The organism is Levilactobacillus fujinensis, assembly GCF_003946335.1.
Classification (GTDB): Bacteria; Bacillota; Bacilli; order Lactobacillales; family Lactobacillaceae; genus Levilactobacillus; species Levilactobacillus fujinensis.
Window position 1 is genome coordinate 26,005 of sequence record NZ_RHNX01000022.1, and the last position, 26,374, is coordinate 52,378.

Here is a 26,374-nt window from a genome sequence, read left to right on the forward strand (position 1 = left end):
CACCTACCCTTTTGGTACAAAGTGCAAGCCGCTCATCGTTCCCCGTAAGACTGTGATGCTCCGACTCAAACGATGGTCGGGGGCGACCAGGATGACCTTTAAGCTCACATAGATGTCACGCACAAATGTCTTGACCAGCGTCAAACGACTCTTATGCTTGCGACAAATGTACATTTCGTTGCGATACAAATAGTAATAGCGTGGAATCCGGTCGGCCACATCCCGGTAGATCAAAGGGGCCTGGTTGCTCTGTGATTCGTGGATCACGATGGCACTCGGTACATAGTAACCGTTCCCCGCCTCGGCCAACCGCAAGGTAAATTCGGTATCATCATGCCAAATATAGAAGTCCGCAAACGGTAAACCCACCTCATGAACCCGCGCCCGACTAACAAATAGCGAGACAAAACTGGCCTCATGCACCTTGATGACGCCATTACGCGTTGACTCCGCCCAGTCACTGGCGATGGGAGGCACGTTCATTGGCGAATCATCCTTCCAGCGCACATTGGCCGTTAAGAAGCCAAATTGGGGAACCTGTTCACGTGCCTGAAGTAACGCCGCCAGTGCTGTCTGGGTTGGCATCGTATCATCGTCCATGAGCCAAAAGAAGTCGTCTGCCGTCTCGCGGATGGCCGCAGAAATCCCGCGTTTAAACCCACCGGCACCCCCATAATTAGCATCTAGCCGCCGATAAATAAGGCGACTGTCCGTCATGCCGGCAACGACTTTGGGCGTCCCATCCGTACTATGATTATCTACGACGAGAACGTGGGCCACCCCCACAGACTGTGTTAAGATGGCGTGCAAACATTTCTGAAGTAGGCCAACGCGATTATAGGTCACGACCACGGCGCAAACTGAACTTTCCACCATACTATCCCCCATCGTCCTTCAGGATTCTCAGCAAATACTGACCATAATCATTCTTCTCAAACCGGTGCGCTAAAACCGCTAACTGCGACGCATCGATATAGTGCATTCGGTAAGCCACCTCCTCGATCGCGGCAATTCTTAGATTCTGGCGGCACTGAATGGTCGCAATAAAGCTGGCGGCGGCCAACAAGGAATCGTGCGTTCCGGTATCCAACCAGGCATAGCCCCGGCCCAGTAAAGTGACGTTCAGCTCATGATGGGCCAAGTACCACTTATTCACATCGGTAATCTCAAGCTCTCCACGACTAGACGGCTGCATATTCTCCGCAATGTCGACAACGTTGTGATCATAGAAGTACAACCCGGTGACGGCGTAATTACTCTTGGGTTGCTTGGGTTTTTCTTCGATCGAGACGACCTCGTGCTGATCATTAAAACTCACAACACCAAAACGTTCCGGATCCGTGACCTGGTAGCCCAGTACGGAAGCTCCGCTTTTTAACTTTGCCGCCCGCTGTAGGAGCGTGCTTAGCCCACTACCATAGAAGATATTGTCGCCTAGCACCAGACAGACCGCGTCATTGCCGATAAAGGTTTTTCCAATGATAAATGCCTCGGCCAGGCCATTGGGCTTTTCCTGAACGGCATAGTCTAAATGAATCCCCAGCTGACTGCCATCCCCCAAAAGATTTTTAAATTGCGCTTGGTCCTTCGGCTTCGTAATAATCAAGATGTCACGAATCCCCGCCAACATCAACACGGACAGTGGATAATAGATCATCGGCTTATCATATACGGGCACGAGTTGTTTAGATACCCCTAATGTGACCGGATAAAGCCGCGTTCCAGAACCCCCAGCTAAAATAATCCCCTTCATACACAGTCTCCCCCTAGATGTTACTTTTCAAACTTGAATAGTTTAGCGTTAATTTTAAGATGAAAGACGCCGTTGCTAAAAAAGAATGTTTGTAGATGCGATTCCTTTTGATTCGCCATAGGGACCTCGGCAAAGACACCTGCCCTAGTTGTGCTAACGTTAGCAAGGTCTGTCTCTCCGCTGCGCTGAAATGGTTCCCGTACCGTTTCAGTAGTGTCCTTGCTGTTAAGACAGTTGTGACCAACCGCTCTTTTTCTGCCGGGGAATTAAAGGTCCTGACCTTAGCCACTTTACTGGTGGTTGACCCCACGACATTGCTCCCATGCTGCCGGTACAGGATCGTCGGTTCCTTGAGATAGGCAACGTTGCCAAACATGACAGCTCGCAATCCTAACCACATATCGTGCATGCAGGGAATATCGCAATCTTGTCTAACCAGTTCGCGCAGCTGACGATTGATCATGACGGTACACCCCGTGATGTCGTTCGCTAACAGCAGCGACTGAACATCGTCATAGGCGACGTCGTTAAAGCTAGTGACCAGCACGTTTAGGTCCTTGTCCGCCAATGATAAGTTGGTATGCACGAGGTTCGGGTCATGCTGGTTCAACCGCCGCATCACGTTCAGCGTCTTTTCAATCTTATCAGGCAACCAAAAATCGTCCTGATCCGCGAATAAATAGTAGTCCGCCTCAGTCTGCGCCAGCAACGTCATAAACGACCGCGCCGGCCCCAAATTAACAGGATTCGGTTCTGCACACAGCACGATTCGTTGGTCGGTCAACATGAGCTGACGAATGAGACTGACCGTGGTATCGGTTGACCCGTCATCGCGGATATAAAGGGTCCACGCCGTATAACTCTGTGCCCGAATCGTATTGATCTGCTGTTCAATATAGTCTGCGCCATTAAAAGTCGACATTAAGATAGCAACATCTTCTGCTTTTTTCAACCCATCCAACTCCATCTACTGTTGATTGTAAATATCTTCGAATGCCCTGATAAACTTCTGCGGCGAATAGCACCGTATAGCCCGTGCGCGTGAAGCAGCCCCCATTCGGGAACGCAGGTCAGCGCTGTCAACCAATTTTTGAATACACTGGGTCAGCTCGCCCACGTCAATCGGGGTGGCGAGAAAACCATTAAGGCCTTCCTGAACCATCTCGATTACGCCCCCCTGTCGGAATCCCACGATTGGCTTGCCCGCCGCCATTGCTTCCAAGACGACTGTCGGCAGCGGGTCGGGATTCGTACTGGGCAACACAAAGACATCGAACAGGTGATACACGCTGGGGAGGTCGTTCCTAAAATCCTTTAAGACTATCTGATTGGCCACCTGACTCCCAGCAATCGCTGTCTCCAAATCTTGCTTACGCTTTTCTTCACCGGCAAAGACACCACCGATAAAGATAAGTTTTAGCTTGGGATTGCTCTTCAGTAAGGGAATCATTGCCTGGAGCAAGGTCGTTTGCCCCTTCCAAGCATTGATGCGTCCAACCATACCGATGACGATAGCATCGGTATGCACTTGAAATTCCGCTCTCAGGTTCGCCGAAACCGGCATTGGGCGAAACTTTTCCGTATCGACGCCATTGTAGACGACCCGAATTTTTCGCGGATTCACCAGTTTCGAGCTCACCAAATGGTCCCGAACTTCCTTTGAAACGGCCACAATTTGATTGGCAAACCGGCCGACCGCAAACGACGTTACCAAGAATGCAATCCGGGGACACGTAATGATCTCATGGACGTGCCAGACTAGCTTTGCTCGCAATAACCGTTTGAGATAAATGCCCTCCAAAACGGCTAACGTGTTGGCATGGATAATGGACACGTTCTGCTGTTTAAGCAACGCAAATATCTGGCGACAGCTATGCCGATACTGCTTCAAGTAACGTAACATCCCCCGTGGATTGAAGTATTTTCGCCGCAGGATAGGGTAGTCGATGATGTGGACCTCAATGTGTCGTTGCCGTAGTTCATCGACCAACGGCCCCCGTGTTGGCAAGACCACGATTGGATGAAATTCGTGTGGATTCAACTCGGTGACCAAGTTCAATAGGATTCGATCGGCACCGTAGAGTTCCGCACCAGCGTGGAGAAATAGAATTGTCTTCATGATTTCTCCCCCAGAAAAATCGCCTCGTACTCGCTGACAATGTTGTCCCAGTTGTAGGCTTGGGTAATTCTATCCTTGGCAAGCGTCCCGTACGCCTGGCGTTGGGGGTCATCCCAGGTATCAACCTCATTGATCAGCTTCGACAACGAGCCCTGATTCTTGGTCCAATACTTCGCCGCTGCTGCCCCGACCTCATGGTTGAAGCCAACGTTCAGCAAGAGATTTAAGGGCGTCGACGCTAAGGCCTCCAGCAAAGAGGGATTCGTCCCCCCCACTTCATGGCCATGCAGGTACGCGAACGCATTCTCCCGGATAACCTTTAATAACTTTTGATCATAGACCGTGCCGACAAATTGGATGCGGCTATCCTGACTGAAATGCGTTTCTTGTTCCAAATCGTCGTAAAACCTATTCTGTTCGACGTTGGTGACGATGACCAATTTACGCTGCGTCTTGCTTCGCATGAACTCCTTAATCATGGTTTCATAGTTGTTCTCTGGGACAAACCGCCCCACGACTAAGTAATACGCGTTCAGCTCTACCTGACGATGATCAAACCACGCTTGTTGGTCCACCGTGACCTGGCCTTTTCCGTGCGCCACGGTTGCTCCGTACGGCACGAAACAGGTCTGCAACCGGTTACTCTCATAGTTCTTGTGAATGTATTTTTCGATATTGATACTGTCACAGATGACCAGGTCAACCTGACGAACCATCATTTTCTCGGACAACTTCCAGTAATGACGCACGGGCTTGCTCCATTTCGCACGCAGCCACTCATGACCATCCGGATTGAGATAACAAGCGACGCCCAGTTGATGTAACTTTCTTAGGTACGGGGCCAGAAAGGGACCAATTCTACAGGCCAGAATGTACACCACCGCCGACTTCACGTTATTTTCTTTGACGTGGGCAATCACCCATTTCAAAGCCTTCAAATCATACAGAATCGCTTTCCCCGGCCCAACGTTTGGCACGGGCACATTGAAACAGGTGGCGTCATTATACGAAAAGGTGCTCTCTTCTTCGCTTAAGCAAGCCACATAGTAATGTAATGCCGGTGACTTCTTTAGCCCCGTCAAGTTCTCAACAAACGTTTCAAACCCACCATAATTAGCGGGAATCCCTTTTGAACCAATGATATAAACGTTCTTCACTTCCAACACTCCCCACAGCATTATTAGCTAAGACACAGATGACAAACGGATTGTAAGCAATATCTAGCAGATGATGATCAATGATGCTTGAGATACAAATGATGACTAAGACCAGTGGTAATAAGTACGCTTGATGTTCCACGTTGAAACGAATGGCATGACTCAAGCCAAACAGGTAACACCCCAGAAAAACGATTCCAAAACTCAGTAAGACCTTGATATACGAGGAATCAATGAAGAAGTACGACAGGTTTGTGCCGGCCGTTGTTAGTCCTGTTGGAAAGGTCAGCCCCCCACTTCCCTGCTGGAAAACATACTGGCCAAACCACCGCATGGGATACTCGTAAAGCGCCAAATGCCCCATTGCCAAGCGATGCGTAAAGAAGCCATCGATTTTGACAAAAATTGTATTTGTTGGCGTAAAGAGCCACGACGCACCAATCGATAAGGCGGCCATGAGTACGGGAAATAGGTATAGCCAGCGATCGAACTTCTTCATCTGCGTGTTCGACAGTCGCCGGTAGTCCATCGCGGCTAACAGAATTAAGATCAGCAGTGCAGTATCCAACTTCGCCTTTGTCAGCAGGAACACGAGTATGGCCAATACCACTGGAATTAGGAACTCCAACTTTTTTAGACGTTTCCCGCGAACGTACACGTACGCTAGACACAGATAGAAAATATGCGCCGCAAAGTCGGTGCTGTACAAAAAACCGAAGGCATAACGCGTACTCCCGTTAACCTGATAGTGATAGTTATCGACGATGCCGACCAAGGCACTTCCAATTGTGAGTGCAATCAGTCCCAGTGCCGTCCAAAAGTAAATTTTAATCACGGTACTGGACCGACAATTCAGGCTGCTGAGCAGAAACAGCATCAACACCACGATTGACGTGTCCCCCGAGTTTTGATAGATCAATACCGCCAGTAGCAAGCCCCCAAAAACACCTAATAGCTGCCGGTCGCTGTATCTATTCGTCAAAATTCGCCCGACAAATAGTGCCAAACAGAGGTACTTAGCCAGACTAAAGACGGCGTTTGGGATCAGAGCGGAGAAGAGGGTTGTTTGCAGGAAGGTATACGCAATATACAGGAACGTTCCCAGGTAATAGATGCCCAGCGACAACTGCGCTATTCGCTGCGGATGTTTCAAATGATTAGACATCTAACTCCCCCTTTCCCCGCCGCCTGATCAGTAGCCGTAACACCTGGCCAATTTCCAATCCCAAGAGAAGTGATATTATCAACGCATAGCCGACACTGGCGCCTTGCTGCTTGAAACTCGTGTGCTGATCAATTCGCACGTCTTTGGTTGGTAAGTAGGTCGTTAACGTGTAATACATGCTCGCCGTGACCTGTTTTCCCATGGCCATCGCCAACTGGGGGTCACGCGCTGTCGATGTAATTGTCAGCGCGTTGCCGTGAACAACGGGTTGCGTCTCGATGCTACGAATCAATTGCGCTTGGCTGACCTCAACGTTGTAGTCCTTTTTCAAGGCAGTCTGCGCCGAGCGAATCACCGTTGGATTCTTTAACATCGTCTGATACACCGGAATCGATAGCGAATCCCACTGCCGGTTCCCCCTATTTTGAACGCTAATGCGGCTCACAAAAACCGACTGATTATCGCCAATAAAGATGCTAGCAAATGCCAGACACGCGATGATTGGGAAAAGGAATAGTGGCCAGTCCTTTCTAATGGTTTTAAAAAAGGTGTATAAAGTTTCCAACCGACTTCCTCCTAATCAGCGCCTAGCTTGATAACGCCAAATTTTTGAAAAGCAAACTGACCACCTAACGTGATTGGCGTGGTCTTCGTCAAAATCTTGGACTGCATAAACGCGCCATTGTAAGCCAGATCACTCGATTCATCGTAATAGTATGAGCTATAGACGATGCCCCGAACCTTGCCAGCCTCATTCAAAGCAAAACTCGGCGCATAATAGCAACTGCCTTTTGCTGGAACAATCTTCCGGACCAACTGATATTTTCCAGTAAGCGTTTTGGATTTTTTAATGTAAATAATCCCCGAATCTTGCGCGCTATAGGTCAAGTAGTAGGCATCGCGGCCCTTATACAGGCTGGCGGACATACTTGCCCCATCGACGCCGCGAATCCGCTTCGCCTTTGTCAATTTGGGCTGACCGGTACTATCGTTGAAGGGGGCCACGAAACTTTCCAACGTATGGCCCTTAGGCGCCGGTGCCATAAACACCATGCTGGTCTTCGTATCAACGTGCACCAAGGCCGGCGCGATAATCTCTTGATACTTCTTGGACGGATTCGTCTTAATCACTTCCCAGTTACTCAGATCCGTAGAACGGAGGACGCCACCGGTATACGCGATGAACCAAAACTCCCCTAGCTTGAATAAGGTTGGATCTTGAATATCAACGTTGGGATAGTTGATACTGAAGGTATGCCAGTCACTCAACTTGTCGGCGTATAGAATCCGTAACCGGTTATCACTTTGGTCGTATGGCACCGACTGGACACCATTGAACGTTTTGGTTGTGACGTCCTGCGCGGAAACGCCAATGTATTTGGCCTTCAACAAGTTGTCCAGTGACGCCACCGTCTTGGGATGATAGACCACTTGTCGCTGCGTGGTCCCGTACGCATACCTAAACTTGTAGTGGTCCCGCTTGAGGGTGTACCCAGGAATCCGTGAAGCCGTCAACTTGTAAATTGAATTCGTTCGCCCAACCGTCTTTAGCGGTGCCGTCATCGGTGTCCCATTCTCATCCACAAAATTAACAATAATGGTACTGCTCGAATTAAAGTAACTTACTAGACCGATGACGAGCAGGAGGGCGGTCACAATCAGGCTATTCCACATAACACTTCGTTGTTTCGGATTCATCTAACAAGGACCTCCACTTCTCCCATCACTTCTGTCGGCTTTTCAAAAAGTAAAGACCATCCCGAAGAATATCTGGCTTCAATATCGACAAAATCCCAAAGTAGATTCCGATTCCTAATGTCACTTGTAGTGCTAAACTAACGGCCGTGACACTCATGGTCATGTTCAGCCAAAACACAGGAATAAACATTGTCACAGCGGCAACTAGAAACTTCCACCCATCGGCAAATAGATTGCGGTAACTAACCATATCTCGAATCACAAACAGCTGATACGCCGTCACGACCACTTCCGAAATAACCGTCGCAATCGTCGCGCCACTCACCCCTAAGGTCATGATCAACGGCACGTTGATGACAATATTAGCCAACGCCCCGTACGTGACCGAGGCGGTATAATCCTTGACGCGTTTCAAGGGCATCAGGTACTGCAAGCCGATGACATTACTCCACCCAATCAGCAGAGCGACCGGCGCCTCGATGATGATCAACTGGCTGACAATGCTAAACTTTGGCCCGTAGTACAGGGGAACCAGCGAGTTGGCAATCGCCGCTAAACCAAACATCAAGGGCAACGCCAACAGGCTTGAAAAACTAAATGATTTATACAGCAGTCGGTTCAATCGCCGCTGACTTCCCTGCGCCGCTAGATGTGCCATGTGTGGTAACATCACCGTCCCGGTGGCAGTAATCACCGCCAAGACCATCTTGACCAGCTTATCCGCAAAATCGTAGTAACCGGCTGCCGTCACGGAGTCGAATTGTCCCAGCATGGTTCGATTCAGCTGCAGATAGACTTGCGTCGCAATCTGTGGAATAAATAACACGATAGTTGGTTTAAGATGACTTATCATGCCTGCAAAATTAATTTTCGGTTTTCCCACGACAGTGTGTAAATACGGCCAAAGCGTTAGGTTACCTAAAACTTGGGCTGCACCTAAAATCATGATGTAAATGCCAACGTCAGACCTACTCTTAACCAGCGTGAATATCGCGATCAAAGAGGCAATCTTCACCAATGAATTCCGCAAAACCGTCTTTTTAAAATCCTCCATCCCCATAAACAACCATGAGATATCGAAGACACCCGCGATGATCCACAGCGACTGGAGCAGAAAATAACCTTTATAGGTGGTTTGAAATAAAACGAAGATTACAAACAACCCATACGCGACAACGACCGTGACTACTTGCAGGAGCTCAATCTCCCAAAAAGTTTTGGTGCGTTGTTCGAAATCATCACGATGATACGCAATCTCTCGGTTACCATAAACCGTGATTCCTAAGGTTCCCAGTAGCAAAAAGTACGTCATTATGGAATTGGTATACGAATTAATGCCGACACCCTCAGGTCCGAGAACCCGGGCAATATAAGGGACCGTGATAAAGGGAACTATCAGCGTCAGCAATTGATATCCCGCGTTATACATATAGTTGCGAACAACATTCATGCCATTAAACTCCAATCGCCCTTACGTATCAGTGAATCATTTAATTATCGTCACCATTAACGTCCTGTTTTCCAGCAAGGATGACCATTATCTGTCGGCGCCGGGTTCAGCTGACTAAGTTACTTACCAGTAAGAATCAATCCCGTCCGCCAAACATTCATACCATTAGGTTCATGTGAGTTGCCCGTACCCTTCCGGTCCATATCCGGCGGCCGGTAAGGCGTAGGGCTCACTGAACTGCCCCCCAACATCAGTAAGTCACCGCGAAGCTTACTAATAGGCATCATTGGGACTAATAATGATGCGAAATGTCTTGAGCAGAATCACAAAATCGACCCAGATGTTGGCCTCTCGGATATACTTCAGGTCCAACGCAACCATCGTCTCAAAGCTCACATTGTTTCGCCCACTGATCTGCCATAAACCGGTACAGCCTGGCACGACTGACAACCGCTGCACGTCTGCCAAGCCATACTCCTTTACCTCCCTAGGCAGTGGTGGTCGCGGTCCGACCAGTGACATGTTACCCAAAAGGACGTTCACCAGCTGGGGAAGTTCATCCAGACTGTGCTTGCGAATAAACTTTCCCACCCTGGTGATTCGGGGATCCTCTTTCATCTTGAACATGGCGCCATCAACATCGTTGTACTTTAACAACATTTTTAATTTTTTGTCGGCATCCGTCACCATTGACCGGAATTTAAACATCTTAAATCGACGGCCATCCTTGCCGATCCTGGTTTGAGAATAGAACACACCCCCACGCGGATCGTCGATTTTAATCGCAATCGCGATGACTAAAAAAACTGGCCACAAAATAATTAAGGCAACCAAACTCATAATCAAATCAAAGACACGTTTACAAATGTGATAAGCTCGTTTTTTCTGGACGCCATCTGGATCAGCTGTCACTTTGGAGATCCCCCTTCCCCAAACTTTCATCACTCTAATTCCTTTCTTGCCGCTACCAACGCCGAATGAATGACCTGGTGCATGTCAAAATACCGATATTGCCCCAGTCTGCCCCCAAAAATGACATTCTTTTCATTCTTAGCCAAGGCTGCATATGCCTTATAAAGGTCATTGTTTTTTACAGTATTGATTGGATAGTATGGCTCATCGCCCCGTTGCCAGGCCTTTGGATACTCGCGGGTGATAATCGTCTTGCCTGCGTCACCTTGACCAAATTCGAAATGCTTATGCTCAATGATTCTGGTAAACGGCGTTGCTGCGTCCGTGTAATTAACCACGGCATTTCCTTGATAGTTGTCAACGTTTAACTCTTCCGTTTCAAATTTCAGGGACCGATACGCCAGCTCACCCAGCTGATAGTTAAAATATTGGTCGATCATGCCACTGAAAATAATTTTGGGATATGTCTTCAGGTATTGCGCCTGGTTATCAAAAAAATCCACACCCGTTTCAACCGTAATCAGGTCGCTAGCCAGCATCTTTTCCACAATCTGGGTATAACCCCCGATTGGAATACCCTGATAGGTGTCATTAAAATAATTGTTATCAAACGTGTACCGGACCGGTAAGCGCCGAATGATAAAGGCGGGCAAGTCCTTGGCCTGTTGGCCCCACTGCTTTTCTGTGTACCCTTTGATCAATTTTTCATAAATATCCGTGCCTACCAACGAAATTGCTTGTTCTTCCAGGTTTCTCGGTGCACCGGTCAATTGCAGACTGGCCCGCTGACGTTCAATCTCTTGCTTAGCCTCAGCCGGTGTCCGAACACCCCACAGCTCACTAAAGGTATTCATATTGAAAGGCAAGTTGTACATTTTCCCCTGGTAACTCGCCAGCGGACTATTCGTATAGCGATTAAACGTCGCAAATTGATTCACATAATCCCAGATTTCCTGATCGGAAGTGTGGAAAATATGGGCGCCATACTGATGGACCTGAATCCCATCGATTTCTTTGGTATAAATGTTCCCAGCAACGTGGTCCCTTTTCTCAATCACTGTGACCCGCTTATGATGTAACGCCGCTTCATGCGCAAAGACCGCACCAAAGAGACCAGCCCCGACAACTAGGTAATCATCCTTAGTCAACTTAACTTAATCCCCCTAACTACAATGCCAGTCGTGCACCATGCCTAGCGTGGACACAAAAAAATGGCGTTCTATTACTCCCCCAAGACTGCTTGTTGTTCTCAATAATGATGTAAACCAAACTGTAGCCTAAAACCGAGTATAAATTGACACTCGTAAAAGTAAATCACAAGTACCCTATAAATGGTATATATGTTAGTTAATCGTCATAACATATCCCCACTATCACTAGACTAAACGCTGTTTACAACAGAAATTCCAATTTTTCTCCATCATTATACTATGGATGAACTTCTCTAATTAAAACGATTACGTTACACTTTTGCTTATATGTGTATCTCGTTAACTGATGTTATCCTTATCTTTTCAGGTACACAAAAAGTCTGCCCCAACACCGTTTTGGTGTGAGACAGACTCTTTGTGATGCTATGCTAATAACCGCTGTTCGGGTCCCCATTGTTGGTATTACTATCACCGGTCGACCCTGAATTACTCGTGGTCCCATTACTATCCGTGTCCATCTGGGCAATCGTTCCCGTCGTGGCATGACTCAGCCCCAGGGCCTTGCGAATGTAGTTTGTCACCCGCTGGAGTTCGGACTTCGAAGCCACTTCCATGCTCTGATTGTTGATGGTCTCGCTTGACCCCTGAATATGGGTCGTTTTAATGTTCTTGGCTTGTGTCGCCTTGCGGTAGTTGGTCGCCAAGGCCGTTAAGTCGTCAAACGTCAGATCCGTTTGTGTCTGCTTCGTCAGTGAACTGATGAATTCCTCATTTAGCAGCGAGGATACCGACCCCGACTTGTTCAATAGGGCCATAATGACCTTCCGTTGCCGCGTTTGCCGACCATAGTCCCCCTTGGGATCGTCGTCGCGCATTCTGGAGTAGGCCAACGCCTTCTTACCGTTCATGTGGGTCTTCACGCCCTTTTTGAACGTGTACCCCCCATAACTAAAGCTCAACGTTGGTTTCACGGTCACACCACCGACCTCATCGATGATCTTTTCCATGCCACCCATGTTGATAATGGCGTAGAAGTCGATGGGGATGTTCAACATCTTCTGAACCGTGGTAATCGCCGTCTTAGACTGCCCCCATGCGTAGGCCGCATTGATCTTCGCCACACCGTAATCCGCAAAACCCGGTACGTTGACCGCCGTATCCCGTGGAATACTGGTGATCGTCGTCTTATTGGTCTTGGGATTAATGGTCACGACCATCATACTATCCGTCCGGCCCTTAAAGTTTCGCCCCAAGGCCCCCGTATCCGTCCCTAACAGGAGGATGGAGACCGGCTTCTTCGCCTGCAGGACTGCACTTGCATTTCGCAGCTTGGTCGCTCCTGAGGCTTTATACGTCGTTTTAACGGTATTTTTAATACTCTGGTATTTATTCATCCCGTAGGCCGACCCTCCCGCAACTAAGGCGAGAATCAAGACGATGATGATGTTGCGAATGGGATGACGCTTTTTATGCGGCCGTTGCCGCCGTTTCATATCCATGGTTTGTAACCACCCTTTCAGTCCGTCCGCAAGACTACCGGGCGGTTGATGCTTTTAATTATTCTGGTCATTATCGACTTGACCATTATAGGGGTTGAGACTTAATACTTCCTAATCTCTGGTGAAGCTTAAGGAAAATATAGAAATATTTGTGGTACGAGTGACCTTGGCAAAAGCTGGCGATGAGCGTTATTACCGGCCAGTCTAATGCGCAGTTGACCATCATCCTTGCCTGGTCTACCCCGCTGAACCTCTTGCTACCATCGTACCGGGTTCAACGCCGCTAATCGCTTTACCCATTTTGCAATCAACACCCCACACTACTGGCTTAAAAACGAAGCGTTACCGTCTCTGCAGTAACGCTTCAAGTCTGCTGTCTTTACTTCCCCTGCGGCTGACGCGTCAACAGGTCGACCAGCTCCTTAGCCGAAATCTTGCCAAAGTAGCTCGGCACATCTAAACCGTCGAAGACTGCTTGGACGGCCGCAGACGTGTACGTCACTCCGGTCAGCTTGGCCGTGACGTCTGCAATCGGCAGTTGACCGAAGAAGTCGCCGTGAATTTGGATGGCTTGAATCTTCCCCTGATCAACGTTCAAATCAAATTCAACCGTCCCCGCCGTAAAGTGTTGCCGCCGTTTCAACCTGTAAGCCGGGTCATTGCCGTAGATCCAGTCCCAGTTCTTGAAATATTGGGCACTGAGATTCGCCACACCTTGTTTGTCGGCCGCGGTCAGGTGATACTGATGGGCTTCTTGCAGGTCCGTCACGTTCAAAATTTCCTTGGCTAACGTATCCCGGAACTCCGCAATTGTCAGGTGTTGGTAAGCGGCATCAAAGTACGGTCGTAGATTGGTCACCCGGCTTCGTACCGACTTGACGCCTTTGGACGCTAGCTTATCGGCTGGCACCCGCAGCGACTTGGCGATTTGTGTCTGATCGACGTCGTACATCAACGTCCCATGAGAGAACATTCGGCCGTTCTCCACGTGCATGGCATTGCCAGAGAACTTCTTGCCGTCAATGGTCAAGTCGTTGCGTCCGGTCATCGCCGCTCCGGTCGCGCCCATCTTATGCAGCGCGGCAATCACAGGGTCGGTGAAGCGTTTAAAATTGCCCACGGCATCGCCATCGTCCTTGGTGATAAAACTAAAGCTGACGTTACCGAGGTCGTCATACACGGCGCCCCCGCCGGACGTCCGCCGCGTCAAGATGATGTGGTTGTCATCGACATACTGCTGGTTGATCTCCGCCAACACGTTTTGGTAGCGGCCCACAATGATACAGGGCGAATTGATGTAGAAATACAGAATCGGTTCCGTGAGATCGGCGTGTTCCATCAGATAAGTCTCCAACGCCAGGTTCTCTCGAATGTCTAAACTCTCACTTGCTAGGTAACGCAACTTAGGTCATCCCTCTTAGGTTTACTTATTTTTGGCGGTGTTTGCTCGTGGTAAAAACAAGGTAGTGGTTGTGTTCGCTCGCTTCTGGCCTTGATGGACTGGAACGCTGTGAGCGCAGCTTTCAGCTGAAGGACCGTTCTTAAAGCTCGGCTTTCCCTACCCGGAGAAGTTTACTCCGTCAAGAGAATTCAACGGCTAATCCCCGGCCGCCAGAGCGCTGAATACTAACCGTCACTGCCTAGCTAGTTAATACCACAACTTTAGCGCAATGACAGCCCCTAGCCAGCAGTTGACCACTACGCTACTCGCAAACACTGAAAGCGCTAAAACTATTCTACCACGAATGTAAGCGCTACACATTAGACGACTTACAATCCGTGACCGACTTCATGGACTAACGATTTCTACGCTTAGTCCATCAGTTCGCGCACCCGGCTGTGATGATAGCCGTAGGCGGCGTAAACGATGAGACCCAACACGACCCACACGCCAAACGCTTCCCACGTGAACGGCTGTAGTTGCGTCATCAAGTACAGACAAGCTAAGAACGACGCAATTGGCAGGAACGGATACCAAGGTACCTTGAAGGAGGTATCTAATTTCTTGAATCGCTCGTCGTGACGCAGGAATACGATGCCTAGCGATACCATGGCAAACGCCGACAACGTCCCGATGTTGACCAATTCCGCAATTTTATCGATTGGAATCACGGCCGCAAAGATGCTGGCGATAATCCCAAAGATCCAGGTATTGGCCACCGGTACGTGTGTTTTAGGATTTAATTTCATCAGCGACTTTGGCAACAGGCCGTCACGACTAATAGCAAACAACAACCGCGTACCACCGTAAGACATGACAATAAGCACGGTCGTCATCCCCACGATAGCTCCAAATGAGATCACGCCGGACGCCCAGTTTTGATGGATCAGTGTCAGCGCCAAGGCGACCGGATCGGCCACGTTTAATTTCGTATAGTGAACCACCCCGACCAACACTGCCGACAGACTGATGTAAAGCACGGCGGCTACCAACAGCGAGCTGATGATCCCGATGGGCATGTTACGCTTGGGATTCTTGACTTCCTCACTAGCGGTGGACACGGCGTCAAATCCGATGTAGGCGTAAAAGGCGACTGCGGCCCCCTTGAAGATTCCTTGTGTCCCAAATGGGAGAAACGGGTTGTAATTGGCTGGCTTCACGTAAAACACCGCAATCCCGATAAACAGAAGAATAACTAGAATCTTAACGATGACCATGATGTTATTGATGCGTGCAGACTCACGAATCCCCTTGGACAAGAGCCAAGCAACAATCATGGTGATTGCCAGGGCTACGATATCGATACCGCCACCCTTAACACCCGCGGTCCCCGCCGCAGCTTGGAAAAATGGTGGCAATTTTAACCCGAAGCCCGCCAGCAGATTTTGAAAATACGACGACCAACTCACGGCCACCGATGACACAGCGAAGAGATACTCGGAAATGAGCGCCCAGCCGAGAATCCAAGCGGCGAACTCACCGAAGACGGCGTAAACATAGGTATAGGCACTCCCCGCTAGTGGAATCGTCGAGGAAAACTCGGAATAACACAGCGCGGCCATGGCACAGACGACCACGGCAATCAGGTAGGAGAGCATGACGCTGGGACCGGTATAGTTCGCGGCAATCAGGCCGGGCGTGATGAAGATCCCGGACCCAACGATGGCACCGATTCCCATCGTGGTCAGGCTGAACGCCGTTAAGGTCTTCTCCAACCCCGTTTTCTTATACAAGTCCGTTTGTACTTGTTTTTTGATAAATAGTTGATGTGGTCGTCCCAAGCCAATTCCTCCTTTTTGATTAATGATTAAAATTCGATTAGACTAATTATCATAGTTTAATTATTTTTGTGTGAATTGTCAAGGGGAAAGTGGCTTAAAAACGCATACTGCGGGGATTGTTGGGGTAGTTGCAGTGACATTAGCACCAAGCCCAACAACGGTCGGCTGACCAGTCGAAATGGCAGATCTTCCGTCGCTAAACACCTTGAAAGGTCTAAAACACCTAGTGCGACTGTTGGAGCAGCAATACTGCAGCTAGAATTAGGCAACACAGTCCAATTGCCGCCTTACCGGCCAGCAGATATGGGCGAGATTGGGCGAACGCAACTTAAATTTTTAAAACGATTTTTGTCCTTATGTACAATCTCAATCATTTCAGTATCCCCGCCCAAGCACATATGATACGATTAATGAAAAGCCGAAAGAAGCTGATACCGATGAAGTTAGGTGTGATTTTGGAAAGCAGGGATCCGGAAACGGTGTGGAACGCGCTACGCTTTGGCGTTGCTGGCTTGGCGGCTGGGCACACGGTCCATTTGTTTCTGATGGGTGGCGGCGTTGAAATCGAATCCGTTGGCAATGCCCGCTACGACGTGACCGGCGAGCTAGCACATTTTGAAACTGCTGGCGGTATCGTGCTCGCCTGTGGCACTTGTCTCAAGAATCGTCAGCTGACAGGTTCTGCTGCTTGTCCCGCTGGTACCATGACTGACTGTGTCGATTTAGTCGTCTGGGCGGACAAGACCGTCACGTTTTAAAAAAATTTCAAAATCCCGTTGCGCCTATTTCTGGCGTGGATTTGCACGCTCATCTTTGGTGAGAATTCTTGCCGATTTTTAATTTAGTTATTTACATCTGACCAAAACGTGCTAGGATTAAGCCCATAAGATAAAAAACGGAGGAAAGAGGAGTACGTTAAGTCGACCTGCCAGTGAGTTGGGAGTTAGTGCAAACCCAATCAGTGTTCACCTTAGCCGAAAAACACTTTCTTAGTTGCTACCTGAAATGACGTTGTCAGAGTAGGCGTGGCCGTTAACCGGTACGTTACCATCGGTGGAGTATGTTTGTACTCTATTTTTGAGCTGGTCTATCCTGCAGGTAGACAACTTGGGTGGTACCGCGAGAGTTTCTCGTCCCTTGATTTTCGGGATGAGAGACTCTTTTTATTTTATCTAAAACCCAAAGGAGATTATGACCATGCATTTAATTATTCCAAAGGACTACGATCCAAAATTATCCGTTAAAGAAACGCAAGCAGCTATCCGCTACATTCGTGAAACCTTCCAAGAAGAATTTGGAAAGCAACTGAACCTCTCCCGGCTGTCCGCTCCTATGTTCGTTGAGAAGTCGACCGGCCTCAACGACAACCTGAACGGCGTGGAAAAGCCCGTTTCATTTACCATGGCCGACATGGGCGACGAAACTATTGAAATCGTCCATTCCCTGGCAAAATGGAAGCGTGTGGCGTTGCAGCGTTATGGTTTTAACATGCACGAAGGCCTCTATACCAACATGAACGCCATTCGTAAGGACGAGGACCTCGACAACTACCATTCCGCCTACGTTGACCAATGGGATTGGGAAAAGGTCATTAGCAAAGACGAACGAACCATCGAGACGTTGCAGACTACCGTCCGGACTATTTTCAAGGTCATCAAGCACATGGAACACGAAGTTTGGTACAAGTTCCCCCAAGCCGTTCACCATTTGCCAGACGAGATCCATTTCGTGACGACGCAAGAACTCGAAGACATGTATCCCACGATGACACCGAAGGAACGGGAAAACGCCATTACGAAGAAACTCGGTTGTGTCTTTCTGATGAAAATCGGCGGCGCATTGAAGAGTGGCAAGCGCCACGATGGCCGGGCTCCCGACTACGACGACTGGGAAATGAACGGTGATATTCTATTCTGGTACGAACCCTTAAACCAGTCAATGGAAATCTCCAGCATGGGAATCCGGGTCGACGCCGCCGCCATGTTGAAACAACTGAAGATTGCGCACGCCGAAGACCGCCTGAGCCTTCCCTACCACAAGATGGTCATGAACGAAGAAGTGCCGTTCACGATTGGCGGTGGGATCGGCCAATCTCGGCTGTGCATGCTGCTACTAGGCAAGGCCCACGTCGGTGAGGTTCAAGCTGCCCTGTGGCCACAAGAAATGATTACCAAGTGTGAAGCTGGAAACATTCACTTACTGTAAACCCGAGTGATTGCGAGTGGCTAGTCGCAAGTCCTGCCAGCCAGATCATCGGTTGCCGAGTTGCGCAGACTATTCGTGACCAAACTCCACATTATATATAGAAGAAAGTGCTACTCACTGGACCGAAGTTTATCGGTGTGGTGGGTAGCCTTTTTGGGTTTTAGTATATTTGTATTGGATTCTCAGTGGAATTAGAGAGATGGCTTAATCTTTAAGTCAGAACGTGATCAAGGATTGTGTTAGCGGCAACGATGACAATATATGTTGATGCCACTTTCCAATCAAAGGAAAGCGCGATTAGGAAAGCTGTACTGCCAAAGATAAGAAATTCAGCAATCATACGAGCGGATTCAGTCAATCTGGCGGCCGACATTGGTGCCATGTAATGTGACCAAAATAGCATGATGATTACTGGCATGATGATCCCAATGCCTATTTTTAAAACAAGGTTACCATTTTTAAGGCCACTAGCGACGAGTAAGCCAAGACTTGTCATTTCTACTAAAAAACGAATAACGTTATTAATTTCTTTAAACATTCGAAGAATCACCCAAGCTTGCTAGCAAGCCGCTGAACTTAGTGTCATTCTTGCTTTTAAGGGCCAATGATAACTGGGTTGCCATGTCAGCTAACTTGACATCAGATAAAGATAATTCTGCACGCTGTAGAAAACGGCGTGTGCCATGTGTCGTGTTTATCTTGGTGCAGACCTTGGATATATTCATGGTTGGTTGACTGCCCTTCTTTTTTGTGCCGATTGATGAGCATGCCAACTAACGATCTTTTTTGACATGCTGATGCGTATGTGTCGTCGTAAAGGCTGAACTAATCGACGTGAGGTTGATATAAGTGGTCTCGAAAGTTGGTCCCAACAAGTGTTGCAAGCGGCGTTCACTCGCTTCAAAGAAAGCTTCGATTTGGGCGGCAAGTTGGCGGGCTTTGGGCGTTAATAATAGTCGTTTATATCGGGCGTCATTAGTGGCCGGTACGCGGATCAGGAGTTCTTTAGTCACCATTGTTGTGCCTAAGCTAGAAGCGGTGGCTTTACGCATGTTGAATTCATGTTCTAAATCACGCTGAAAGATATCTTGCGTCGTTTCATGATCGGCAATAAAGTTAATGGTGCTAATTTGCATGCCGGTCAGTCCGAGTTGCTTGGCAAAATAATCAGAATCACGGGCCAACACTTAGTTAGCTAATCGCTAATGTCTCCCATTCTAGGTCATTTTCTCCTTCTGCCTACCGCAGACTATCGAACACACAACGCCTTCGCCATCTTACTTACTCAGATAACTTAGCACCAACGGAATCATAACACCCAAAACTGTCGCAATTTCGGCCAAATGTTCGACGTCAATCGAAGACGCCTTATGTGGATGTTGTTGCATGCGACTCACCTCGCTTACGTTTAGTCAGACTTAGGACAAGGGCCACTCCCGTCGCCGACTACGCGACGGTTGATTCGGTGTGGCGCGGTCAAAGAATTGACTGAGTTTATTTTCAAACGCCGCCTCTTTACTTGGAAGTTGGCGGTGAACCTTGGCGGTGCGCACCAACTGCTGGTACCCTTGTGCGCCTAATGCAGCAACTTCTCGATCACGATCATAAATGACTTTCTCAACGACACTCAGGGCATTTTGCTGACCATACTGAAAACAGCGGTTCTCCAGCTGGAAGCACAGTCGCCGGTCACGGTCCGTGCGGATGTCGTACCCCACTCTATGCCAAGATTTTTTCCCGATACCATGGTCACTGATCCGGATTTCTTTTAAGATATCGTTGTCCAGGTGTAGGTACAGGCTAGTTGTCTTGTGGCGGGTCACATTGACGTGAATTCCCGCATTACGTAAACGAGCAATAAGCGTCTGAATCAGGTTGTCGGTCGTGGTGTCGCGCGTCATTGTTCCATCCCCCTAGTCGATCGGTTGCTTACCTTTAGGATAACGCAGAGTGTCGTTGATTGGGTGGTTGAGGACTTGGCTATGCGGAAACTTAAGGTCTTACGAATTTAATTATCGTTTTAAGCGATCGCTAATAAAATCACCCCCTGCCGCCAGCTAATCTTGGTTCACGACATGCTCACGAAAATATGTCGTAACCACGTCCAAATCTAAAGCCTCTCCCCGCGTTGTCTGTTGCCACGGATCATCTCGCCGCACCCGCCACATTAACTGCAGGGCCGACAAGTCTCCCAGATTTTGCCAAACGCCTTCCAAAATGGACGTAAATGGCTCACAGGTCGCTAACTCATCATAGTCGGCCAATGTCCGTTCGGTCAGATAGCCAACGATGCCCCGGACCCCCGGATACTGAGTATTCAATCTTGCAAGTTCCACACCCCGTTTGCCAGCAATCATCTTGTCCGTAAAGGCACTCACACCATAGATGGCCAAACAGGTCCCCTGAACATAATAGAGTAGCTGGGCGGCCCGCGCACGGTTTAGTTCATCGCCCTCCTGGGTGACCATCTGTTGCTGGCTCTTGACGCGTAGCCAATTGGTGATTTTGAATAGGTCATCGTTCATTGGATCATCCCCCGCCTAGTAGCCATTTAATCCAACTATACCCACTCGAATGACGAGAGGCAACGGCAACCGCACCGACCCCGTTAGTCGTCAAATGACTGTACAAGAAACGGGCGACCGCATAAGAAAGGCGCTCACCCTTCAGTAAGCGCCCGTTTCCCGTCCAAACTAGGCTTTTACTTGACACTCTGGTAAATCCGCCGTCTGCCGTAAGATACGGATACCATCCCGGTACGTCTCTTCTAAAATCTGTGCGACCGGTTCGACCTGTTTCACCAATGGTACGACCTGTCCAGCCATAACAGCACCCCGATCGGTGACATTGCCCTTCTCCGAAGCCTGGCGTAGCGAACTCACAGCAATCGTCTGCAGTTTTTCAGCTGCTACACTCGGCTTATCGGCACGTTCGATAGCGGCCATTTGATCCGATAGCTGGTTTTTCAGCTGCCAGCACGGTGCACCAGTCGAGGCCCCAGTCATGACAACATCCCCGTCTTGAGCCGCCACGACAGCACGCTTAACGTTCTCGTGCGTACTACCTTCCGTCGCAGCCATGAACCGCGTGCCCATTTCAATACCGGCACAGCCAAACATTCTGGCAGCTGCATACCCACGACCATCGGCGATACCCCCGGAAGCCACAACTAGTGCATGCTTGACCACATCCATCACTTGCGGTAAGAGTGCCATAGTGCCTTCCAGCGAGATGTGACCGCCACCTTCCCAGCCTTTGGCGATGATGACGTCGGCACCACAGTCATCCGCGACCTGCGCTTCATTACTGGTCATAACTTTGGTCAGCACAGTCATCCCCAACGCATGCCATTTGTCGAACCATTTCTGGGTGAAATCACGTTCGAGTCCGGCCCCATTGTCCGCGTAAATGTAGCCAACGCCCTCACGTGCAGCAATGGCTGTCACCCGTTCCAGATTCTCCTCGACTTCCGGAAAAATAGTGACATTAATGGCAAACGGCTTGTCCGTCAACTGTTGTGTCGCCTCAATCTCGTGCGCAACGACTTCACTGGGTGAAAAGCCAACCCCGAGAACACCGAAACCACCAGCATTGCTGACGGCACCAACGAGCGGCGCCATCGAGGTCCACGCCATGGGGCCACTAATAATCGGGTACTTAATGTGCAACGTTTCCTGTAAACTCTTCATAAATTGTCACTCCTTGTTAAGAATGACACAAGTATAACTAACCCCTCTAAATACCGGTAGACACTTTTACGATTGTGTCAGGAGCCCTGACATCCCTTGGAAAACACAGGTATCAATGGCCGCAACCACCTCAGCTTCAGTCGCATCTTCGTGTTGAAAGAACCAGAGGATGGTGGTGATCATGGAGGACGCGAAGAGCTGCGCAAAGTAATCAACCTTGCGGGCAGGTGTTTGTGGCCAATATTGTTGGACTTGCGCGCGGATCAGATTGGCCACTTGTTGCTGAAACTCGGCCCGTAGATGGACTTCTCCCTGCTGTACCGCAAACAATAGGCGAATTTCGTGACGATGATCCCGCAACACTTGCAAGCTAGCCAGTGTGGTCGCCGTATTCATGGTCCGGTTCGGGGTAAATACCTTGCTAGCCCGCAAGATAACGCCTTCCAACAAGGTGCTCAACGTCACTCGTGCCAAGTCATCCTTATTATCAAAATACTCATAGAAAACGGTCCGTGTTAACTCAGCGTGGCTCATAATCGTCCGCACGTTGAGCTTCGCGTATGGCTGCTCCGCGAGTAAGTCGAGAAACGCCGCAATAATTTTATCTTCTGCCATTGATTCTCACCTGATTTCATATTCGCTCACAATACGTGTTAGTCAAAAGGACGGTTGGCCGGCGAGCATTAAGACTGCTAGCTGAACAATTCAGTTCCGGGCTTATTAGAAAATCAAGCTTGGAGACTCGGTCCTTTCGAGGCTTCAAGTTGTGTTCGCACCGATTCGGCCCATATCTGCCGGCCGGTAAGACGATGGTTAGACAACGTTGCCTACTTTTAGACCCAGTATCGTTGTGACAACCGTCATAACGTATGTTGGGACTTTCAGCTTGAAGCTACAAAAAAGGGAGCCTGGACTTTTCCCCAGACTCGCCCCATTATTTTTTCAAAGATTCATCCAACGACTCCACGCTCTTTATCGGCCCAACCACCGTCAACACGTCATGTAATTGCACAACAGCGGATGGTTGCGGCGAAATGTTGATCTTACCGTCATGTTGAATCGCAATGACGGTCAAATCGAACCGTTGTCGCAGATTCAGCGCGACCAAGTCTTGATTCACAAAGTTCGGGTCCGTGATGACCACTTCGGCCAGTGTGTATTCGTCGCTGAGGTCGATGAAGTTCAGAATGTGATTGGACAGCAATTTCCGCACAATGCCGTGCCCCATGTCACGTTCAGGAAAGGTCACCTGGTCGGCCCCCACCCGCTTGAGCACCCGCCCGTGGTCGCTGGTTTCAGCTTTGGCAATGACTTTCTTGGCGCCGAGTTCCTTGGCAAGCATGGTAGTCAGGATACTGGCCTCCATGTTATTGCCGATACCAATGATGACGTAATCAAAGGTATCGATGTTCAGGCCGCGCAAGACGTCCTCATCACGCGTATCCGCAATCAGCGTCTGGGTGGCGATATCCATCATCGCATTGACTGGCTCCTCTTTGACGTCGACAGCCAAGACGTCCTGATGCGCAGACGCCAACGTTTGAACCACACTCTGACCGAAACGACCGAGGCCGAGGACCGCAAAACTCTTCTTCATTTTCACATGCTCCTTAACCGATTAAGATATTTTCTTCAGGATAACGAATCTGGTTGAACTTAGTCTGACGCTTCGACAGCGAGTACAGCGACGTGAAAATGCCGACCCGACCGATGAACATCAGCAACATAATGATGACCTTGCCGATAACCGTTAAATGTGGCGTGAGGCCAAGACTCAGCCCGACCGTCCCAAACGCGGAAAGTACCTCAAAGACGATATACTCGAGACCAAACTCCTTGGGAATCCGCTCCGTTTGCGTCAGAATCAACGTGGCCAAAGCAATGACGACGCTGGCCAAGAAAACCAGTAGTAGTGCCCGACTGATGTTGGATTGACTAAATCGTCGATGACTGAATTCGACATCTTTTTTCCCACGAAGTTGCGCGATACTTTGCAGCATCAGCACCCCAAACGTGGTCGTCTTGATCCCACCAGCGGTCGACCCGGGCGTCCCACCGACAAACATCAAAACCATTAGGATGAAGACACTCCCAGACTGTAGACTACTCGTCGGTAACGTGATGAGGCCGGCCGTTCGGGGCGTCACACTGAGAAATAACGTGTTGATAGTCCGATTAAACCAAGAAGTTCCCTTTGGCAACAACGACAAGTCCTTTTCCGTCACCAACAACAGAACGAAGCCGGCAACAAACAGTGTCCCGGTAGTCATCAGCGTTAACTTCGAGTTTAGGCTTAGACGGTGCCGTTCATGAAACAACAGTAGATCGCGCCAAACCAAGAAGCCTAGACCGCCGCCGATAATTAAAATGATGGTTACAATAAGCAGGTAGCTGTCGTCGCGAAAGCCCATCAGGCTATTGCCGAAGACGTCAAAACCGGCGTTACAAAAGGACATGACTGCGTGGTAAACGGACACGTACAGCCCCCGTTTCCACCCAAAACGACCGACAAAGTCGAAGGACAATAAGACGGCCCCACCAATTTGAAAGAGCGCAGAGAGGCCCACAACGTACTTCATGACACTTTTGGTATCGCTTAAATTTTCTAGGTTCAGTGATTCCTTGACCATCAGTTGTGTGGAGAGGTCGAGATTGCGCCGAATGATGTTAAAGAGTAAGACGGCAAACGTCATATACCCCAGCGCACCGACCTCAGATAGAATCAAAATGACGACCTGACCAAAAAAAGACCAGTGCTGCGCGGTATTAACCACCGTGAGGCCAGTGATACAAGTTGCGGACGCCGCAGTAAACACGGTGTCGATAAAGGATGTTCCTTGCATCCCCCGTGTGGCCACCGGCAAGCTCAAAAAAATTGTCCCCAACGTGATCAGGAAGATAAACCCCCAGACCATTTTTTTGGATAATGTATCAAATAACTTAGATTGCTTAATTTTTTCCATGATTTTCCTATCCTGTCAAAGACTTCCCATTCAGCTTAAGACAAAGCGCCGGGGAAAACAATACCTACTTTGCACAAAGGACAGTGTGGTGAGAGGTGAATTAGACACTGATACTCTATATAGATGGGTGAAAGCTAGTGACAAAGTATCTTCTACGACCCTTGTCCCCTCAAAATTTACTTTTAAAAAATCCAATATTCAAAATAAAAGACTCCTAATCTGATTTTGGGTGAAATAAAGCTACCACAGGAAAAAATCAAACTATGAGTCTTATATGAATTAACTTAACAAAGTGTTACGCTACTAATCCGTTATACTATGGCGTCGTCAATCCACCATCAATCACAAACTCTTGACCGGTAGCATAACTGGCCTCGTCCGACGCCAAGAAACTAACCATGTTCGCTAATTCAGCCGGACGACCTACGCGTCCCATTGGAATTGCGGACTCAGTGGCTTTCAATGATTCTTCACTAGTTGTATCCAGAATTGGCGTCTTGATAACGCCTGGGTGGACAGAATTTACACGAATTCCGTACTTAGTAAACTCAAGTGCTGCACCTTTACTCATACCGCGGACAGCCCATTTGCTTGATACATAACCACTCAGGTCTGCGAAACCTGCCATCCCAGCAACCGAAGAGATATTGATAATTGATCCATTACCATTTTTCTTAAGTGATGGTAAAGTATACTTCATCCCGTAAAAGACACCATATTGATTTATCTTAACAACTTTATCATAATCTGCGATTGAAACGTCCTCAATAGAGTTTTGAATCGCAATCCCGGCATTGTTTACTAAAATATCAAATGACGTGGAAAAGTGCTTTTCACCCTCACTAACAACCTTTGGCCAAGTTTCAGCCTCAGATACATCCTGCTTGATGAAATAAGAATTTTTGCCTAACTGATCTTGAATTTTTTTACCAGCCTCAACATTACGACCGGTAAATACTACTTTGGCACCATTCTTAATAAAGTTTTCTACAATAGCGGTCCCAATACCACTTGTGCCACCCGTAACTAATGCTGTTTTACCTGATAAATTTGCCATGCTTTTACCTCCATAAACCCATAAATAGCAACAAACATCCTGATAAATCGAACATCTTAGTAAAGTGAAAACACTAACATTACGAGATTATTTTAGCATACCTTTTTCAAATTGCACGCAGAGAATTTAGAAACATGAAAATAACAGATAATGTTCTTCCATGCAATGTTAAGCTGCCAAGCACTTACCATCTGTTTTAGAATTTAATGTTGTTACGGTTCTATGATATTTGGTGTTGATAGAGAAATCTGTCGACGCCATTTTCTGTATAATAAAAGGGGCACACTGCCCCACATCAACATCGTCGACCAAAACTAATTGAAAGTGAGAATGA

At 48.6% G+C, this 26,374-nt stretch carries 25 protein-coding genes and 1 other annotated feature; of the genes, 2 read left to right on the plus strand and 23 right to left on the minus strand.

What is annotated here, in order from left to right; genetic code table 11:
• Window positions 1-3: 3 nt before the first annotated feature.
• The 14 genes from EKM89_RS08790 to EKM89_RS08855 form a co-directional block, all read right to left on the minus strand.
• Window positions 4-876: a glycosyltransferase family 2 protein gene (locus tag EKM89_RS08790; RefSeq protein WP_164510556.1), complete on the minus strand. Its 873-nt coding sequence runs from the start codon at window positions 874-876 to the stop codon at window positions 4-6.
• Between the two features lies 1 nt (window position 877).
• Window positions 878-1,753 (minus strand): glucose-1-phosphate thymidylyltransferase RfbA, encoded by an 876-nt coding sequence (gene rfbA / locus EKM89_RS08795; protein ID WP_125687723.1) that lies wholly within the window; start codon window positions 1,751-1,753, stop codon window positions 878-880.
• Between the two features lie 13 nt (window positions 1,754-1,766).
• Complete coding sequence (locus EKM89_RS08800; RefSeq protein WP_164510557.1) at window positions 1,767-2,705, minus strand: glycosyltransferase family 2 protein; 939 nt, start codon at window positions 2,703-2,705, stop codon at window positions 1,767-1,769.
• 15 nt (window positions 2,706-2,720) lie between these two features.
• Window positions 2,721-3,872: a glycosyltransferase family 4 protein gene (locus EKM89_RS08805; protein WP_125687727.1), complete on the minus strand. Its 1,152-nt coding sequence runs from the start codon at window positions 3,870-3,872 to the stop codon at window positions 2,721-2,723.
• Window positions 3,869-5,029, minus strand: coding sequence for a beta 1-4 rhamnosyltransferase Cps2T (gene cps2T, locus EKM89_RS08810; RefSeq protein WP_125687729.1), 1,161 nt, complete (start codon window positions 5,027-5,029; stop codon window positions 3,869-3,871). Before cps2T ends, EKM89_RS08805 begins: the two co-directional genes overlap by 4 nt.
• Entirely contained in the window at window positions 4,986-6,194 is a 1,209-nt protein-coding gene (locus EKM89_RS08815; RefSeq protein WP_125687731.1) for a hypothetical protein, read from the minus strand. The genes cps2T and EKM89_RS08815 overlap by 44 nt, the downstream gene beginning before the upstream one ends.
• Window positions 6,187-6,759 carry a YveK family protein gene (locus EKM89_RS08820; protein ID WP_125687733.1) on the minus strand — a complete coding sequence of 191 codons (573 nt, stop codon included), beginning with the start codon at window positions 6,757-6,759 and terminating at the stop codon, window positions 6,187-6,189. Before EKM89_RS08820 ends, EKM89_RS08815 begins: the two co-directional genes overlap by 8 nt.
• An 11-nt stretch (window positions 6,760-6,770) precedes the next feature.
• Window positions 6,771-7,892, minus strand: coding sequence for a MucBP domain-containing protein (locus EKM89_RS08825; protein WP_125687735.1), 1,122 nt, complete (start codon window positions 7,890-7,892; stop codon window positions 6,771-6,773).
• A 25-nt stretch (window positions 7,893-7,917) separates the two neighbouring features.
• Window positions 7,918-9,342, minus strand: coding sequence for a flippase (locus EKM89_RS08830; RefSeq protein ID WP_125687737.1), 1,425 nt, complete (start codon window positions 9,340-9,342; stop codon window positions 7,918-7,920).
• A 273-nt stretch (window positions 9,343-9,615) separates the two neighbouring features.
• The gene (locus EKM89_RS08835; protein WP_225421859.1) at window positions 9,616-10,254 is read right to left on the minus strand and encodes a sugar transferase; all 639 of its coding nucleotides are present in this window, start codon (window positions 10,252-10,254) and stop codon (window positions 9,616-9,618) included.
• 29 nt (window positions 10,255-10,283) lie between these two features.
• Window positions 10,284-11,402: a UDP-galactopyranose mutase gene (gene glf, locus EKM89_RS08840; RefSeq protein ID WP_125687741.1), complete on the minus strand. Its 1,119-nt coding sequence runs from the start codon at window positions 11,400-11,402 to the stop codon at window positions 10,284-10,286.
• A 431-nt stretch (window positions 11,403-11,833) separates the two neighbouring features.
• The gene (locus EKM89_RS08845; RefSeq protein WP_125687767.1) at window positions 11,834-12,898 is read right to left on the minus strand and encodes an LCP family protein; all 1,065 of its coding nucleotides are present in this window, start codon (window positions 12,896-12,898) and stop codon (window positions 11,834-11,836) included.
• Window positions 12,899-13,283: 385 nt separating this feature from the next.
• Complete coding sequence (locus EKM89_RS08850; RefSeq protein WP_125687743.1) at window positions 13,284-14,306, minus strand: lipoate--protein ligase; 1,023 nt, start codon at window positions 14,304-14,306, stop codon at window positions 13,284-13,286.
• 410 nt (window positions 14,307-14,716) lie between these two features.
• Window positions 14,717-16,126 (minus strand): APC family permease, encoded by a 1,410-nt coding sequence (locus EKM89_RS08855; protein WP_125687745.1) that lies wholly within the window; start codon window positions 16,124-16,126, stop codon window positions 14,717-14,719.
• 437 nt (window positions 16,127-16,563) lie between these two features.
• On the opposite strand from EKM89_RS08855, the gene EKM89_RS08860 reads away from it, so the two are divergent.
• Window positions 16,564-16,884 (plus strand): DsrE family protein, encoded by a 321-nt coding sequence (locus EKM89_RS08860; protein ID WP_125687747.1) that lies wholly within the window; start codon window positions 16,564-16,566, stop codon window positions 16,882-16,884.
• A gap of 131 nt (window positions 16,885-17,015) precedes the next feature.
• Window positions 17,016-17,267, plus strand: a binding site (T-box leader).
• Between the two features lie 56 nt (window positions 17,268-17,323).
• A complete protein-coding gene (gene asnA, locus EKM89_RS08865; protein ID WP_125687749.1) occupies window positions 17,324-18,331 on the plus strand; it encodes an aspartate--ammonia ligase in 1,008 nt (335 codons plus the stop codon).
• A 211-nt stretch (window positions 18,332-18,542) separates the two neighbouring features.
• Here the strand turns inward: asnA and EKM89_RS08870 are convergent, their stop codons facing one another.
• The 9 genes from EKM89_RS08870 to EKM89_RS08910 all read right to left on the minus strand — a co-directional run bounded on the left by EKM89_RS08870 (window position 18,543) and on the right by EKM89_RS08910 (window position 26,040).
• The gene (locus EKM89_RS08870) at window positions 18,543-18,869 is read right to left on the minus strand and encodes a YrdB family protein (RefSeq protein ID WP_125687751.1); all 327 of its coding nucleotides are present in this window, start codon (window positions 18,867-18,869) and stop codon (window positions 18,543-18,545) included.
• Between the two features lie 235 nt (window positions 18,870-19,104).
• Window positions 19,105-19,518 carry a MarR family winged helix-turn-helix transcriptional regulator gene (locus tag EKM89_RS08875; RefSeq protein ID WP_164510558.1) on the minus strand — a complete coding sequence of 138 codons (414 nt, stop codon included), beginning with the start codon at window positions 19,516-19,518 and terminating at the stop codon, window positions 19,105-19,107.
• Window positions 19,519-19,749: 231 nt separating this feature from the next.
• Window positions 19,750-20,232 carry a hypothetical protein gene (locus EKM89_RS08880; RefSeq protein ID WP_125687753.1) on the minus strand — a complete coding sequence of 161 codons (483 nt, stop codon included), beginning with the start codon at window positions 20,230-20,232 and terminating at the stop codon, window positions 19,750-19,752.
• 156 nt (window positions 20,233-20,388) lie between these two features.
• Window positions 20,389-20,856, minus strand: coding sequence for a Cro/Cl family transcriptional regulator (locus EKM89_RS08885; protein ID WP_125687755.1), 468 nt, complete (start codon window positions 20,854-20,856; stop codon window positions 20,389-20,391).
• 168 nt (window positions 20,857-21,024) lie between these two features.
• A complete protein-coding gene (locus EKM89_RS08890; protein ID WP_125687757.1) occupies window positions 21,025-22,020 on the minus strand; it encodes an NAD(P)H-dependent flavin oxidoreductase in 996 nt (331 codons plus the stop codon).
• Window positions 22,021-22,086: 66 nt separating this feature from the next.
• Window positions 22,087-22,635: a TetR/AcrR family transcriptional regulator gene (locus tag EKM89_RS08895; protein WP_125687759.1), complete on the minus strand. Its 549-nt coding sequence runs from the start codon at window positions 22,633-22,635 to the stop codon at window positions 22,087-22,089.
• Window positions 22,636-22,954: 319 nt separating this feature from the next.
• Complete coding sequence (locus EKM89_RS08900; RefSeq protein WP_125687761.1) at window positions 22,955-23,617, minus strand: potassium channel family protein; 663 nt, start codon at window positions 23,615-23,617, stop codon at window positions 22,955-22,957.
• A gap of 13 nt (window positions 23,618-23,630) precedes the next feature.
• Window positions 23,631-24,983, minus strand: a complete 1,353-nt coding sequence (locus EKM89_RS08905) for a TrkH family potassium uptake protein (RefSeq protein WP_125687763.1) — start codon at window positions 24,981-24,983, stop codon at window positions 23,631-23,633.
• Between the two features lie 316 nt (window positions 24,984-25,299).
• Window positions 25,300-26,040: an SDR family NAD(P)-dependent oxidoreductase gene (locus EKM89_RS08910; RefSeq protein ID WP_125687765.1), complete on the minus strand. Its 741-nt coding sequence runs from the start codon at window positions 26,038-26,040 to the stop codon at window positions 25,300-25,302.
• Window positions 26,041-26,374 lie beyond the last annotated feature (334 nt).

What these genes read in the sequence shown, in the direction of transcription:
- EKM89_RS08790 (WP_164510556.1), bottom strand. Translation starts at nt 876, where the DNA reads ATGGTGGAAAGTTCAGTTTGCGCCGTGGTCGTGACCTATAATCGCGTT.
- rfbA (WP_125687723.1), bottom strand. Translation starts at nt 1,753, where the DNA reads ATGAAGGGGATTATTTTAGCTGGGGGTTCTGGAACGCGGCTTTATCCG.
- EKM89_RS08805 (WP_125687727.1), bottom strand. Translation starts at nt 3,872, where the DNA reads ATGAAGACAATTCTATTTCTCCACGCTGGTGCGGAACTCTACGGTGCC.
- EKM89_RS08815 (WP_125687731.1), bottom strand. Translation starts at nt 6,194, where the DNA reads ATGTCTAATCATTTGAAACATCCGCAGCGAATAGCGCAGTTGTCGCTG.
- EKM89_RS08825 (WP_125687735.1), bottom strand. Translation starts at nt 7,892, where the DNA reads ATGAATCCGAAACAACGAAGTGTTATGTGGAATAGCCTGATTGTGACC.
- EKM89_RS08830 (WP_125687737.1), bottom strand. Translation starts at nt 9,342, where the DNA reads ATGAATGTTGTTCGCAACTATATGTATAACGCGGGATATCAATTGCTG.
- EKM89_RS08845 (WP_125687767.1), bottom strand. Translation starts at nt 12,898, where the DNA reads ATGAAACGGCGGCAACGGCCGCATAAAAAGCGTCATCCCATTCGCAAC.
- EKM89_RS08860 (WP_125687747.1), top strand. Translation starts at nt 16,564, where the DNA reads ATGAAGTTAGGTGTGATTTTGGAAAGCAGGGATCCGGAAACGGTGTGG.
- asnA (WP_125687749.1), top strand. Translation starts at nt 17,324, where the DNA reads ATGCATTTAATTATTCCAAAGGACTACGATCCAAAATTATCCGTTAAA.
- EKM89_RS08870 (WP_125687751.1), bottom strand. Translation starts at nt 18,869, where the DNA reads ATGTTTAAAGAAATTAATAACGTTATTCGTTTTTTAGTAGAAATGACA.
- EKM89_RS08880 (WP_125687753.1), bottom strand. Translation starts at nt 20,232, where the DNA reads ATGACGCGCGACACCACGACCGACAACCTGATTCAGACGCTTATTGCT.
- EKM89_RS08885 (WP_125687755.1), bottom strand. Translation starts at nt 20,856, where the DNA reads ATGAACGATGACCTATTCAAAATCACCAATTGGCTACGCGTCAAGAGC.
- EKM89_RS08890 (WP_125687757.1), bottom strand. Translation starts at nt 22,020, where the DNA reads ATGAAGAGTTTACAGGAAACGTTGCACATTAAGTACCCGATTATTAGT.
- EKM89_RS08895 (WP_125687759.1), bottom strand. Translation starts at nt 22,635, where the DNA reads ATGGCAGAAGATAAAATTATTGCGGCGTTTCTCGACTTACTCGCGGAG.
- EKM89_RS08900 (WP_125687761.1), bottom strand. Translation starts at nt 23,617, where the DNA reads ATGAAGAAGAGTTTTGCGGTCCTCGGCCTCGGTCGTTTCGGTCAGAGT.
- EKM89_RS08905 (WP_125687763.1), bottom strand. Translation starts at nt 24,983, where the DNA reads ATGGAAAAAATTAAGCAATCTAAGTTATTTGATACATTATCCAAAAAA.
- EKM89_RS08910 (WP_125687765.1), bottom strand. Translation starts at nt 26,040, where the DNA reads ATGGCAAATTTATCAGGTAAAACAGCATTAGTTACGGGTGGCACAAGT.